This window comes from Mycobacterium sp. IDUB_19 (genome assembly GCF_055419445.1).
On the sequence record NZ_JBVAXR010000006.1, the window covers coordinates 190,316 to 205,305 of the forward strand.

Sequence of the window (14,990 nt, forward strand, 5' to 3'; positions counted from 1 at the left end):
GAGCGCCAGTGTCGGACACCGACAAACACCTTGATTACCTGAAGCGGCTCACCGCAGATCTGCGGCGCACGCGACGGCGCGTGGCGGAGCTGGAAGGCAAGCTGTCCGAGCCGGTGGCGGTGGTCGGGATGGCGTGCCGGTATCCGGGCGGAGTGGATTCGCCGGAGGCCTTGTGGCAGATGGTGGTTGAGGGCCGCGATGCCGTGTCGGATTTTCCCGCGGACCGGGGCTGGGACGTCGCGGGGTTGTTCGATCCCGACCCCGATGCCCCCGGCAAGATGTATGTCCGCCAGGGATCGTTTCTCGCCGACGCGGGCGATTTCGATGCCGGGTTCTTCGGCGTCGGACCCAGCGAGGCGCTGGCGATGGATCCACAGCAGCGGCTGATGCTGGAGCTGTCGTGGGAAGCATTGGAGCGCACCGGAATTGACCCGTTGGGATTGCGGGGATCGGCGACCGGGGTGTTCGCCGGTGTCATCCATGCCGGCTACGGCGGCCAGGTGGAAGGTGAGTTGGAGGGCTATGGGCTCACCGGGTCGACACTGAGCGTGGCCTCGGGCCGGGTGTCCTACGTGCTGGGCTTGGAAGGCCCGGCCGTGTCGGTGGATACGGCGTGCTCGTCGTCGCTGGTGGCGTTGCACTTGGCCGCGCAGTCGCTGCGGTCCGGCGAATGCGACCTGGCCCTGGTCGGTGGCGTCACCGTAATGGCCACGCCCGCGGCCTTTGTCGAATTCAGCCGGCAGCGGGCGCTGGCCGCCGACGGCCGGTGCAAGGTGTATGCCGGGGCAGCCGACGGCACCGCATGGTCGGAAGGCGCCGGGGTCCTGGTGGTGGAGCGCCTGGCCGACGCGCGACGAGCCGGGCACCCGGTGCTGGCGATCGTGCGCGCTACCGCAGTCAATCAGGACGGCGCCTCCAACGGGCTGACCGCCCCGAACGGGCCTTCCCAGCAACGGGTTATCCGCACGGCCCTGGCGAGTGGGGGGCTGACGGCCGCGGACGTCGACGTGGTCGAGGGGCACGGCACCGGGACCGTGCTGGGGGATCCGATTGAGGCGCAAGCGCTGTTGGCGACCTATGGCCAGGATCGGCCAGCGGATCGTCCGCTGTGGTTGGGCTCGATCAAATCCAACATCGGTCACACCTCGGCGGCCGCGGGTGTGGCCGGAGTGATCAAGATGATCGAGGCGATCCAGCACGAGGTGCTGCCACAGACGTTGCACGTGGATGTGCCGTCGCCGCACGTGGATTGGTCGGCGGGCGCGGTGTCGTTGTTGACGGAATCGCGGGCGTGGCCGAGCGGGGAGGGGCCGCGCCGGGCGGGGGTGTCGTCGTTCGGGATCAGCGGGACGAACGCGCACGTGATCATCGAGGAGCCGCCGGTTGCGGAGGCGCAAAGCGTTGGGGTGGAACCCGAGGCGCGCGAGACGGCGTGGGTGTTGTCGGCCCGCTCGGAGCAGGCGCTGGCAAATCAGGCCAAGCGGTTGCTCGCGCACGTGTCCGGCAATGCCGAGCTCAGCCCTGTCGATGTGGCGTGGTCGTTGGTGACGACACGTGCGGTGTTCGACCATCGAGCCGTGGTGGTCGGAGCGAACCGGGACCGTCTACAGGAAGGCTTGCTGGAGCTGGCCACCGGTGAGCCGGGCGCGCGAGTGACGGCCGGACGTGTCCGTTCGGCGGGCAAGACGGTATTCGTGTTTCCCGGCCAGGGGTCGCAATGGCTCGGGATGGGCGAGCAGCTGTACGGCCGTTTCCCGGAATTCGCGCGGGCGTTTGACGAGGCGGTCGCCGCATTGGATCCGCACCTGCGGTTGCCGCTGCGTCAGGTGATGTGGGGCAGCGATGCCGAACTGCTGGAGAGCACGGAGTTCGCGCAGTCGGCGCTGTTTGCCGTCGAGGTGGCGTTGGCTGCGATGCTCGGGCACTGGGGTGTACTGCCCGATGTGGTGACGGGCCATTCCGTCGGCGAGATCACCGCGGCCTATGTGGCGGGCGTGCTGTCGCTTGCGGATGCGGCCAAAGTGGTGGCGGGGCGCGGCCGGTTGATGGCCGCGTTGCCGTCCGGGGGCGCGATGGTCGCGGTCGCGACCAGCGAAGCGGAGGTCTCGCCGCTGTTGACCGCGGAGGTGAATCTCGCAGCGGTCAATGCTCCCAACGCGGTGGTGATTTCGGGTACCGACGCGGCGGTCTCCGCGGTGGCCGATGAGCTGGCGCAGCAGGGCCGACGGGTACATCGACTGGCGGTTTCGCACGCGTTCCATTCCGCGCTGATGGAGCCGATGCTCGAGGAGTTCGCCCAGCTGGTGGCCGGAGTTTCGGCCTCGCCACCACGAATCGGCTTGGTGTCCAACCTGACTGGGCAATTGGCCGGTCCCGGCTACGGGTCGCCGCAATACTGGGTCGACCACGTGCGCCAGCCGGTCCGTTTCGCCGACGGGGTGCGGGCCGCCGAGGCGTTGGGCGCCCGGGCGTTCGTGGAGGTCGGTCCGGGCCGCGGTCTCACCGCCGCCGTGGAGCAGTCGTTGACCGGCGAGCAGGCGACATCGGTGGTGATGCTCGCCAAAGATCGTCCCGAAGCAGAATCGGCACTGGCCGCGCTCGGACATCTGTTCACCATCGGTGTCGCAGTGGACTGGCCCGCGGCGATCGGGAACGGGCGCCGCGTCGACCTACCGACGTATGGGTTTGTCCGGCAGCGGTTCTGGCTTCCCCTCGGCGCGGTGGGATCGGGCAACGTGAGCAGTCTCGGCCTGGCCCGGGCCGCGCACCCGTTGCTGGGCGCCGTGGTGGAGCGGCCCGACTCCGGGGGCGTGGTGCTGACCGGCTCGCTGTCCGTGGGCGGATCGCCGTGGCTCGCGGATCACGTCGTGGACGGCGTGGTGTTGTTCCCGGGCGCCGGATTCGTCGAACTGGCATTGCGGGCCGGCGATGAGGTCGGCTGTGCCGTGGTCGAAGAGCTCACGTTGCTGGCGCCGTTGGTGCTGCCGCCGGGCGGCGCGGCCCGCGTGCAGGTCGTCGTGGACGCCGCGGGGGAGTCGGGCTCTCGGGCCGTGTGGGTGTATTCGCGTGGTGCGGCAGCGGATTCGATGTGGGTGCTGCACGCGCAGGGCGCCTTGAGTGCCGCGCAGCCCGAACCCGCCGCGGACTTGTCGGTGTGGCCTCCGGTCGGGGCCTCCGCTGTCGAAGCCGACGACGTGTACGAGGTGCTGGCAGCGCGGGGCTACGACTACGGGCCCGCATTCCGCGGCCTTCGAGCCCTGTGGCGGCGTGGGCATGAGGTCTTTGCCGAAGTGTCCGCTGGCGAGGGCGTGACGATGGGCGGCTTCGGGATTCATCCCGTTGTGCTGGATGCTGCGTTGCATGCCTGGGGAATTGCCGAGGGCGGCGATGCGACCATGCTGCCCTTCTCCTGGCAGGGCGTCTGCCTGCACGCCGCCGGGGCATCACGGGTTCGCGTCCGGATTGCGCCGGCCGGCACCGGAGCGGTGTCGGTGGATTTGGCCGACGGCACGGGCCTGCCGGTTTTGTCGGTGCGGGAGTTGGTGGTTCGCCCGATCTCGATCGGCGCGCTGTCGGCCGCGTTGGCGGCCGCTGCCGGGGGTGGTGGCGGACTGTATGAAGTCGCATGGTCCCCGGCGCCGTTGGAGCCCAACGCTGTTGCCGCGGCGAACCTGACGGTGTGGGAGCCGAGTTCGGGACCCGGCGATGCGGTCGGGTCGGTGTATGCGGCCACGCATGAAGCGTTGGGCGTGTTGCAGTCGTGGCTGGCCGGTAGCGACGTCGGGCCGTTCGTGGTGCTGACTCATGGCGCGGTGGGTTTGGCCGGTGACGATGTCACGGATCTGTCGGGTGCGGCGGTGTGGGGTCTGGTGCGCTCGGCGCAGGCCGAGCAGCCCGGTCGGGTGGTGCTGGTCGATTCGGATGGATCGTTGGATGTTGCCGAGGTCATCGCTTGCGGTGAGCCGCAATTGGTGGTCCGCTCCGGCGTCGCGCATGCGGCTCGACTGGGTGCGGTAGGGGCCGGCGCGGTGCTGGAGCTGCCACCGGGCGGATGGCGATTGGCCGCGGGCGGCGGCGGCACCTTGGAAGACGTGGTACTCGCCCCGGCCGGGCCGGTGGAGCTGGCGGCCGGGCAGCTGCGGGTGGCGGTCGCCGCGGTCGGGGTGAACTTCCGGGATGTCCTGGTGGCGTTGGGAATGTACCCAGGCGGCGGAGAGCTCGGCGCCGAGGGCGCGGGCATCGTGCTCGAAGTCGGCCCCGGGGTTCAGGGGCTCTCCGTTGGCGATCCGGTGTTGGGGTTGGTGGGGGTCGTCGGTTCTGAGGCGGTGGTGGATGCCCGGTTGGTGACCGCGGTGCCGGCGGGATGGTCCTTGGCAGAGGCCGCCGGTGTGCCGGTGGTGTTCTTGACCGCCTTGTACGGGTTGTCGGTGTTGGCCGGCCTCAAGGCCGGCGAGCGGGTGCTGGTGCATGCCGCTACCGGTGGGGTGGGGATGGCGGCCGTGCAGCTGGCCCGGCATTCGGGTGCGGAGGTGTTCGCGACTGCCAGCCGCGGTAAGTGGGACACGTTGCGGGCGATGGGCTTTGACGACGATCACATCGGTGATACCCGGACGGTGGAGTTCGAGGAGAAGTTTCTGGCGACGACCGGCGGCGCCGGAGTCGATGTGGTGCTCAACTCGCTGGCCGGGGAGTTCCTGGACGCCTCGCTGCGACTGTTGGTGGGCGGCGGGCGTTTCATCGAGATGGGCAAGACCGACCTTCGCGACCCGGAGGCGGTCGCGGAGCAACACCAGGGGGTCAGATATCGGGCCTTCGATCTGATGGAAGCCGGACCGGACCACATCGCATCGATGTTGTCCGACTTGATCGAACTGTTCGACGCGGGCGTGTTGAAACCATTGCCGGTCAAGACGTTTGACGTGCGGTGCGCGTCGGCGGCGTATCGGTTTGTCAGTCAGGCCCGTCAGATCGGCAAGGTGGTGCTGACTCTGCCGGACGGCCCGGATGATCCGGTGCTGGCGAGTTCGGGTGGTGGCCTGGCCGGCGGCAGTGTGGTGATCACCGGGGGCACCGGGATGGCCGGTTCGGCGGTGGCCGAGCATCTGGTGGCGCGGTATGGCGTGGGCCATGTGGTGCTGGTCAGTCGGAGCGGCGCCGACGGCGAGGGTGTGGCGGAGCTGCTGGATCAGCTCAAAGCCGCCGGGGCCGAGGTGTCGGTCGTGGCCTGCGATGTCAGCGACCGGGATGCGGTCGCGGATTTGATAGCTGCGTTGCCGGACCAATATCCCCTCAAAGGCGTGTTCCATGCCGCCGGGGTGATCGATGACGGGCTGATCGCCTCGTTGACGCCGGATCGGGTGGATACCGTGCTGCGGAGCAAGGTCGACGGCGCCTGGAACCTGCACGAGCTCACCCGGGACATGGATTTGTCGGCGTTCGTGATGTTCTCGTCGATGGCCGGCATTGTGGGTTCGCCGGGCCAGGGCAACTATGCCGCGGCGAACAGCTTCCTTGACGGCCTGGCCGCCTACCGGCGGGCGCACGGCATGGCGGGGTTGTCGGTGGCCTGGGGACTGTGGGAACAGGCCAGCGGCATGACCCAACACCTCAGCGATCGCGACAAAGCCCGGATGAGCCGGGGCGGGCTGGCACCGCTGTCCACCCCTCATGCGCTTCAGCTGTTCGACGAGGCCATGCTGGCCGACCGCCCGCTGCTGGTCGCCGCCCGCATCGACGCGACGGGGCTGGGCGCCGGCGGCGCCGTGCCACCGGTGCTGCGTGACCTGGTCGCTCGGCCGGGGCGGCGACTCATCAGTGATACCGACGCAGCGGTGTCGACGTCGGGGTTGGCTACCCGGCTGCAGGGACTGAGTCCCGAGCAGCGTCATCACCAATTGGTGGAATTGGTGTGCACCAACGCCGCAACCGTTCTGGGCAGGTCCAGCGCCGATATCGAGGGCCAGCTGCCCTTCCAAGACCTCGGCTTCGACTCGCTCACTGCGGTGGAGCTGCGGAACCGCCTCAAAACTGCTTCCGGGCTTACCCTTTCGCCGAACCTGATCTTCGACTTTCCCACGCCTGCAGCCCTGGCCGAACATATCGACGAACAGCTCAGCGCCGTGACCACCGATGCGCCGGCGGGCGGGCCGGACCAGCTGGCCCGCTTCAACGACATCGCCCGTGAACTGCAAACGCTGGTCAATCAACCCAATTGGACGGAGGAAGACAAAACCCGCCTGGCGGCCCGCATCCAAGCGATACTGACCGAGCTCGAAAGCCCACCGCAGCTGACGACCGACGAGGCGCACGCCCTCGACGACGACATCAGCACCGCGACCGAGCGCGAACTCTTCGCCATTCTCGATGACGATTTCGGCCCCTGATGTCGCCCACGGACATAGCGATCATCGGCCTCGCCTGCAGGTTGCCCGGCGCCGCCACCACCCGTGACTTCTGGCATCTCGTTCGTGACGGACTGGAAGTGAGCGAGCTGCCCGGCAATACCGCCGAATTCGACGCGGATTTTTTCAACCTGTCGCCCCGCGAGGCACGCGCGATGGACCCGCGCCAGCGGCTGGCACTCGAATTGTCCTGGGAACTTTTTGAAGACGCATTCCTGATACCGGAAACCCTTCGCGGCGAACCGGTTTCGATCTTCCTGGGTGCGATGACCGACGACTACGCGGTCCTGACGCTTCGCGAGGGCTCCGACAAGCTCGATCATCATTCGTTCGGCGGCGTCAGCCGCGCAATGATCGCCAACCGGATCTCCTATGCCCTCGGGTTGCAGGGCTCCAGCATGATCGTCGATTCCGGTCAATCGTCTTCGCTCGTCGCGGTGCACCTCGCCTGCGAAAGCCTGCGCGCTGGCGACTCGCAGCTTGCGATAGCCGGCGGAATCCATCTCAACCTGGCCGACGAAACCGCAATGCTGGAAAAGGAATTCGGCGCGACGTCTGCGTCCGGTCACACCTACGCATTCGATGGCCGCGCGGATGGCTACGTGCGGGCCGAAGGCGCCGGCATGGTGCTGCTGAAGCCGTTGGGCGACGCCATCCGGGACGGAAACCGAATCCGCGCAGTGATCCGGGGGAGTGCGGTCGGCAATGCCGGACACAGTTCCGCCGGCCAGACGGTGCCCTCGGTCCCGGGACAAGCCGAGGTGATCCGCCGTGCGCTCGCGCGCGCCGGCCTGGGCAGCGAAGACATCGACTACATCGAGGCGCACGGCACCGGAACCGAAGTCGGCGACCCGGTCGAGGCGAGGGCGCTGGGTGAAATATTCGGCGAGCGCCAACAGAATCCGGCACGCATCGGATCGGTGAAAACCAACATCGGCCACACCGGCAGCGCCGCCGGAATCGCGGGTCTGCTCAAAGCAGTACTCGCCATCGAAAACGCAGTGATCCCGCCAAGCCTCAACTACGACAGCGCCGCCCCCGACAATGACTTGAAAAGGTTTGGGCTGCAGGTCAATACCACGCTGACCGCTTGGCCCGTGCAGGACCGGCCGCGGCGGGCCGGGGTGTCGTCGTTCGGAATGGGCGGGACGAACGCGCATGTGATCATCCAGGAAGCGCCCGTGCAGCCGGCAAGTGTTGCGGCCGAACCTCAACACGACATGCAGGTGGCATGGGTGCTGTCGGCGCGTTCAGAGCAAGCCTTGGCCAACCAGGCCGCGCGGTTGGCGGTCAATCTCGCCTCCGAGGACCATCTCGCGGTGACGGATGTCGCGTGGTCGCTGGCCACCACGCGTTCGGTCTTCGAGCATCGTGCGGTGCTGGTGGGCAGCGATCGTCAAGCCCTCACTGCGGGTTTGACGCGGCTGGTTGATTCAGACCCGGGCGTGATCGCCGGCCGGGCCAGGGCAGCCGGCAAGACGGTGTTCGTGTTTCCCGGGCAAGGCTCCCAATGGCTGGGGATGGGGCAGCAGCTCTACAACCGGTTCCCGGTATTTGCCGAGGCTTTCGACCAAGCGGTCGACGCTGTGGACGCCCATCTGCGCCTGGGTTTGCGAGACGTGATCTGGGGCCTCGACCCGGAGCTGCTGGCCAATACCGAATTCGCCCAGCCGGCGCTGTTCGTCATCCAACTGGCAACCGCGGAGCTGCTGCAAACCTGGGGAATCGAACCGGATTTGGTGATGGGCCATTCGGTGGGGGAGATCACCGCGGCCCACGTCGCGGGCGTGCTCACGCTTGACGATGCCGCGCGGCTCGTGGTGGCCCGGGGCCGCCTGATGGCGGAGCTGCCGGCCGGCGGCGTGATGATCGCGGTGGCTGCCAGCGAGGACGCGGTGACCCCGCTACTCACCGATGGGGTCGCGATCGCGGCGGTCAATGCCCAAGACTCCGTGGTGATCTCGGGTGCCGATCCCGCGGTGAGTGCCCTGGCTGACCGGCTGGCACAGCAGGGGGCCCGGGTGCATCGGCTGGCGGTGTCGCACGCCTTTCATTCGGTGTTGGTAGAGCCGATGATGGACGAGTTCACCCGGCTGGTGGCCGACATCAAGGCCGGCGAACCGCGGATTAGCTTGGTGTCCAACGTGACTGGGCAGCTGGCCGGTGCTGACTACGGAACGGCACGGTATTGGGTTGAGCATGTGCGTCAACCGGTGCGGTTTGTCGACGGTGTTCGGTTGGCGGAGTCGCTGGGGGCCAACGTTTATGTCGAGGTGGGCCCCGCCGCGGGCTTGAGTGCGGCAGTGGAGCATTCGCTGAGCGCCGAGCACGCCGCCGCGCTCGCAACCCTGGCCAACGACCGGCCCGAAGTCGACGCGCTGCTGACCGCGGCCGGCCGACTATTCGTCCACGGCGCGACGGTTGATTGGCCGTCCGTTCTGAACGGCCTGGGCGGCCGCCGAATCGAGTTGCCGACGTATGGCTTTGCCCGGCAGCGCTTTTGGCTGGGGTCGGGCGCAGACGTGCCGGCTCCGGTAAGCCGGGCGGCGGAGCGGGCCGAGCAGCTGAAGGCACTGCCCCCCGACGAGCAGCACCGCCAGCTGGTGGAATTGGTGTGTGCGCATGCGGCGACCGTGCTGGGGCATTCGAGCGGCCGTGACCTCGATGTGGAGCGCGCCTTTACCGATTTCGGCTTTGAATCACTTACCGGCGTCGAACTTCGCAACCGTCTCAAAGCGGCGACCGGGTTGGCGTTGTCACGCACGCTGATCTTCGACTTCCCCAATCCGTCAGCGTTGGCCGATCACCTGCGTCGTCAACTGCTGCACGAGCAACGCGAAGACTCCGGCGAGGAAAAGATCTGGTCTTCGCTGAGAAAAATTCCGCTGCGCGAGCTTCGGCGAACCGGCTTGCTCGACAAGCTATTGCTGCTGGCCGGCGAGTCCGAAGTGCCGCTTGCCGATTCCGAGGTCAGTAATGACGTCATCGACTCGTTGAGCGCGGATGCGTTGATTGCTATGGCCTTGGAGTCGGACAAAGCGGAAGATGTTGAATAACGAAATCCCTGCTGGCGGGCATGATTACACGAGCGCTATCCGACACATGTTGAATAGCTGTATCTTTGCGGGCCTGAACCACAGCGCATAAGCTTTCGTGCATATGGGGGAATCGCTTTGAGTAGCGGCTTTTGAGCAGAGGCTAGGTATGAGCGTTATCGCAGGTGTGTTCGGTGCATTGCCGCCGCACCGTTACAGCCAGAGCGATATTACCGACCGACTCGTCGAGTTACCGGTTTTGGCCGAGCACGAGGACATCGTCCGGCGTCTGCACGCCGGCGCGAAGGTCAACAGCCGCCACCTAGTACTGCCGCTCGAGCAATACCCGTCGCTCAATGACTTCACCGAGACGAACGAGATCTTCGTCGAAAACGCCGTAAACCTTGGCTGTGAGGCACTGCTGGGCGCGCTTGACGAGGCGGGGCTGCAGCCCCAAGACGTCGACATGATCGCCACCACGACCGTCACCGGCGTTGCGGTGCCGTCGCTGGATGCCCGCATCGCGGGACGGATCGGCCTGCGCCCGGACGTGCGCCGGATGCCGCTGTTCGGCCTGGGCTGCGCGGCCGGTGCCGCGGGGGTGGCCACGCTGCACGACTATCTGCGGGGTGCGCCCGAGGGCGTCGCTGTCCTGGTGTCCGTCGAGCTGTGTTCGTTGACCTTCCCCACCGTCAAGCCGACGGTATCGGGACTGGTCGCGACCGCGATGTTCGGCGATGGGGCGGCCGCGGTGGTCGCCGTCGGTGATCGTCGCGCCGAGCAGGACCGGCAGTTACGCCCCAGCGGGCCCGACATCGTCGATTCGCGCAGCCGCCTCTACCCGGAATCGCTGCACGTCATGGCGTGGAACGTCGGTCCCGGCGGCCTGCAGCCCGTGTTCTCCCCGGAGCTCGCCGCGGTGATCGAGCGGCACCTGGCCGACGATGTCGACCGGTTCCTCAGCGGGCATGGGATGACCAAGGACGACATCGAGGCATGGGTGGCCCATCCGGGCGGTCCGAAGGTGATCAGCGCGATCGGCAAGAGCCTCGACCTGCGCCCGGAGGCGCTGGAGCTGACCTGGCGCTCGCTGGGCGAGATCGCCAACCTCTCGTCGGCCTCCGTGCTTCACGTCCTGCGCGACACGATTGCCAAACCGCCGGCCGGCGGCAGCCCGGGGCTGATCGTCGCGATGGGCCCCGGATTCTCCTCCGAACTCGTGCTACTGCGCTGGCACTGAGTCGGCGATATCGACGACCAGGCCCGGCGTGGGGCTCAACGCGGCCAGGTTGGCGGCGCGGATGCGCTGAGCGGGCAGTCGTAGCGTCGTTCTGGCGACCAGCCGGGCGAGCATGACCGTCATCTCGGTCGTGGCCATCACTGCCCCGATGCACCGGTGCAGCCCGCCGCTGAAGGGAATGAACTCATGCGGTGCGGGTTTGCGGTAGTCGGCTGAGCCCGGATCCCAGCGGGCCGGCCGGAACTCTCTTGGGTCCGGCCACAGCTCGGGCAGCCGGTGGGTGACATACGCGCTGAAGATCAGCAATCGACCGGCGCGGATGCGGTGCCCGTCGAACGAGAGGTCACGCATCACCCTGCGGGCGGAGATCACGCCGGGTGAGTACAGCCGAAGCGTCTCGTGCACGACGCCGTTGAGGTAGGTCAGCGCTTCGAGGTCAGCGGCGGCCGGTGGCTCGTCGCCCAGGACGCGGCGGACTTCGTCGGCGGCCTTGTCCCACGCGCCGGGCAGGGTCAGCAGCGTGTAGATCGCCCAGGCCAAGGCGCCGCTCGTGGTCTCGTAGCCGGCGGTGATGAGCGAGATGATCGAGTCGCGAATCTCGTTGTTGCTCAACGCGTATCCCTCTTCGCCGCGACCGTCGATCAACATCGTCATCATGTGGTCGTCGGGTCGCGGCGCGGTGCGCGCGTCGGCGATCTGGGCGTCGACGAAGTCGTTGAGGCGCTTTCGGGCGGCCATCGCCCGTCGCCAGCCGGGCGAGTTGAGTCGCTGCTGCAGCGCCACCACCTGGGGCAGCTGGTGGGTCAGGTCCAGCAAGGGTTGGAGTTGCTCGCCGAGGAAGTCGGACTGCACTGCCAAGCGCGAGCCGAACAGGCTCTCGGCGGTGCTGCGCCGGACCGCCGAGCGGCACTGCCGGTAGATGTCCAGCCGCTGTCCCGGCCGCCAGCCGTCAATGACGCTGTCGATATTGGACACCATGGTCTCGACGTAGTCCTGGATCTGCCGGTGACGCAGCCCCGGGGCCACCACACTGCGGCGGCGGCGGTGGTCGTCTCCGTCGCTGACGATCAGCGCGGTGGGCCCGTCGACGATGGCCAGGCTCTCAAACGTCTGTGCCCAGCTGAATGCGTCGGCATTGGCAAACACGAACTTATTCGCTTCGGGGCCGAGCAGGTAGGTGTAGCCGTGCCGGCCGATGCCGGAATTGGTCACCGGGCCCCGGTGCCGGTACCAGGCGAGCAACGCTTCGCCGGGCAGATAGGGCACCGGGCGATCAGAAGTCATTCGAGCACCTCCGACAACTCCAGCCAGCGTCCCTCCAACGTACCGACCTCGTCTTCGAGGCCGCGTAACTCTGCGGTCAGCCGGCTCACGCCGACGTGATCGGACTGGTCGTGGTCGGCGAGTTCGGTGTGTTTGGCCGCGATGCGATCGGCCAGCCGGGCGAGTTGGCGGTCGACCGAGGAGAGCTCCTTCTCGGCGGCGCGACGTTGCGCGCCGGACATCGCCTCGGGCGTGGGGGTTGCCCGCGGCGGTTCCGGGGTGCCCGCGGACTGGGCGGCCAGCCGCAGGTATTCGTCAACGCCGCCCGGCAGGTGGCGCAACCGGCCGTCGAGAATCGCGTACTGCTGATCGGTGATGCGCTCCAGCAGATAGCGGTCGTGCGAAACGACGATCAGGGTGCCCGGCCAGGAGTCGAGCAAATCCTCGGTCGCCGTCAGCATGTCGGTGTCGACGTCGTTGGTGGGCTCGTCGAGGAGCAGGACGTTGGGCTCGGACAACAGCGTGAGCATCAGCTGCAGCCGGCGCCGCTGCCCGCCGGAGAGTTCGCCGACCCGAGCGGACAGCTCGGTGAACCCGAGTCGCTCCAGCAGCTGGGCCGGGGTGACCTCGCGGCCCTCGACCTCATACCCGCCGCGTAGTCGGCCCAGCACGTCGGCGATCCGGTCGTCGGCGATCCCGGCCAACCGATCGCCCTGCTGATCGAGCACCGCCAACTGGACGGTCTTGCCGCGCTTGACGCGCCCGCTGTCCGGCGTGACGGTGCCCGCGATCAGTCCCAGCAGCGTCGATTTGCCCGCGCCGTTGGCCCCGACGATGCCGGTCCGTTCGCCGGGGCCGATCCGCCATTCGACGTCGCGCAGGACCGGGCGACCCTCGAAGGCGACCGACACGTCGAGCAGGTCGATCACGTCCTTGCCGAGCCGGGCCGTCGCCAGCTTGGCCAACTCGACGGTGTTGCGCAGCGGCGGCACGTCGGCGATCAGCTGGTTGGCGGCGTCGATCCGGAACTTCGGCTTGGAGGTCCGCGCGGGCGGGCCGCGGCGCAGCCAGGCCAGCTCTTTGCGCATCAAGTTCTGCCGTTTGGCCTCTACCGCGGCGGCCTGCCGGTCCCGCTCGACGCGCTGCAGCACATACGCCGCGTAGCCCCCTTCGAACGGTTCGACGATCCCGTCGTGCACCTCCCACGTCGTGGTGGCGACTTCGTCGAGAAACCAGCGGTCGTGCGTCACCACCAGCAGCCCGCCGGTGTTGCGCGCCCAGCGCTGTTGCAGGTGGCCGGCCAACCAGGTGATGCCCTCGATGTCGAGGTGGTTGGTGGGCTCGTCGAGGGCGATGACGTCCCATTCACCGATCAGCAGTTTGGCCAGCTGCACCCGTCGGCGTTGCCCACCGCTGAGCGTGGAAATCGTTGCAGCCCAGTCGATATCGGATACCAGCCCGTCGACCACGTCGCGGATACGCGGGTCGCCGGCCCACTGATGCTCGGCCTGGTCGCCGACCAGTGTCCAGCCGACGGTGGCGGCCGGATCGAGGGTGTCGGCCTGGCTCAGCGCGCTGACCCGCAATCCGCTGCGTTGGGTGACGCGGCCCGAGTCGGGCCGCAGCTGGGCGGTCAGCAGCCGCAGCATGCTGGACTTGCCGTCCCCGTTGCGCCCCACGATGCCGATGCGCGCGCCGTCGTTGACCCCCAGCGAGATCGACTCGAATACGACCTGAGTCGGGTATTCGAGGTGAACGGCCTCGGCTCCGATCAGGTGCGCCACTGGCACGACGCTAGCAAGGTTGTCGGACCACCCGCCTAGAACGTGCGCCGACCTTAAGGGGATGCGCGGCGATGCCTCGTCATAGCAGCTATCCCTCAGACGGATTTGGTGACACCGACGTAGGACAGCACCACGTCGGATTCATCGGTCACTTGCGTCAGAGTCGCGTAGGAGCGGATGAACGACTGACCCACGCATCCGTCAATTTTGACGTGGAAGCCGGTGATTATGACCCGTGGATGTGGACCCTTGAACTCTTTCCTGACCACCGGCACCACGAGTACGACGCCGGGCTTGAGGCCCACGGTGATCACGCCGTTGACCGGCGCGGTAACCAACGGGATAAAACCACCGGTCAACGGGAGGCCGAAGCCCGGGTTGAGGCCCGCACTACCCGCCATCGTGACGCCGTTGGACGTACTCATATCGATGCCGCAGCCGATCTCGTAACCCACCTCAAGGACGCCGCGGGGCTGTTCCAATCCGTCCAGCGACGCGACGAATGTTCCGCGGGAGAGGTATTCGCGAGACGAGACCGCGGTGGTCAACGGCGCCACGGGAACTTGCGACTCGTCCGTCGCCGCGAGGTCCAGGGTCCAGCCTTCGGGCGTCGTGTAGGTCACCGGATCGGACGAGGGCACCCGGCCCTCGTCCGGCGCCACCGCGGCGGCATTTTCAGCGTCGGGATCAGCGACCGCTGCAGGCGCCAGGGTCGCCGACATGACGACGCACAACGCGACAATCCCGGCGCGACGAACGACCACGGCTATCGGCCACACGTGCGAACCATATGCACCGCCCGATTCCGGTCGCGAATTTGCCGGTCCGCCCATCAAAGTCGTTGTGTGTTCGTAACCGTTACGGGATATGGGTGCGGAATTCTGGGGGGACCGGTGGCACTAGTCGATGTGGACTAGAAATCCTGCACTGACTTCGGTTGCCAGACCGGTAGAATTTGTTGCTGTTGGTAATCCAGCGATCCGGCGACGAACAGAGAGGGCGGCGATGAAGACTCGCATCTGCGCTCGCGGACTGCTGGTCGCAGCGGTGAGTGTCGTAATTCTTACGGGCGGCACCGGCGTAGCGCACGCGGATTCAGACCCCTTTGGGACGCCGGGCCTGATCGATCAATTAGTGACATCCACTCCAGCATTGTCCGTGGATCCGACCGACGAAGGCGGTTCCTCAATGGGCTCGGATGCTGTTGGCATGTTTTGCGAAAACCGATTCGCGCGGTGCCACTAAGCAGATCGCCCGGACGTATAGC

The 14,990-nt window shown here is 67.4% G+C and carries 6 protein-coding genes; 3 read left to right on the forward strand and 3 right to left on the reverse strand.

What is annotated here, in order from left to right:
* Positions 1-8 precede the first annotated feature (8 nt).
* The 3 genes from ACZY0B_RS08075 (at position 9) to ACZY0B_RS08085 (ending at position 10,676) form a co-directional block, all read left to right on the forward strand.
* Complete coding sequence (locus ACZY0B_RS08075) at positions 9-6,383, forward strand: SDR family NAD(P)-dependent oxidoreductase (RefSeq protein ID WP_463763539.1); 6,375 nt, start codon at positions 9-11, stop codon at positions 6,381-6,383.
* Positions 6,383-9,457, forward strand: coding sequence for a type I polyketide synthase (locus ACZY0B_RS08080; RefSeq protein WP_463763540.1), 3,075 nt, complete (start codon positions 6,383-6,385; stop codon positions 9,455-9,457). Before ACZY0B_RS08075 ends, ACZY0B_RS08080 begins: the two co-directional genes overlap by 1 nt.
* 148 nt (positions 9,458-9,605) lie before the next feature.
* On the forward strand, positions 9,606-10,676 hold the full coding sequence (locus tag ACZY0B_RS08085) for a type III polyketide synthase (protein ID WP_463763541.1): 1,071 nt from the start codon (positions 9,606-9,608) through the stop codon (positions 10,674-10,676).
* Here ACZY0B_RS08085 and ACZY0B_RS08090 read toward each other — a convergent pair.
* From ACZY0B_RS08090 to ACZY0B_RS08100, 3 genes are all read right to left on the reverse strand, one after another.
* On the reverse strand, positions 10,659-11,942 hold the full coding sequence (locus ACZY0B_RS08090) for a cytochrome P450 (RefSeq protein WP_463763560.1): 1,284 nt from the start codon (positions 11,940-11,942) through the stop codon (positions 10,659-10,661). The genes ACZY0B_RS08085 and ACZY0B_RS08090 overlap by 18 nt on opposite strands.
* Positions 11,943-11,956: 14 nt before the next feature.
* The gene (locus ACZY0B_RS08095; RefSeq protein ID WP_463763542.1) at positions 11,957-13,723 is read right to left on the reverse strand and encodes an ABC-F family ATP-binding cassette domain-containing protein; all 1,767 of its coding nucleotides are present in this window, start codon (positions 13,721-13,723) and stop codon (positions 11,957-11,959) included.
* 95 nt (positions 13,724-13,818) lie between these two features.
* Positions 13,819-14,487 (reverse strand): MspA family porin, encoded by a 669-nt coding sequence (locus ACZY0B_RS08100; protein WP_463763561.1) that lies wholly within the window; start codon positions 14,485-14,487, stop codon positions 13,819-13,821.
* Between the last annotated feature and the right edge of the window lie 503 nt (positions 14,488-14,990).

What these genes read in the sequence shown, in the direction of transcription:
- ACZY0B_RS08080 (WP_463763540.1), top strand. Translation starts at nt 6,383, where the DNA reads ATGTCGCCCACGGACATAGCGATCATCGGCCTCGCCTGCAGGTTGCCC.
- ACZY0B_RS08085 (WP_463763541.1), top strand. Translation starts at nt 9,606, where the DNA reads ATGAGCGTTATCGCAGGTGTGTTCGGTGCATTGCCGCCGCACCGTTAC.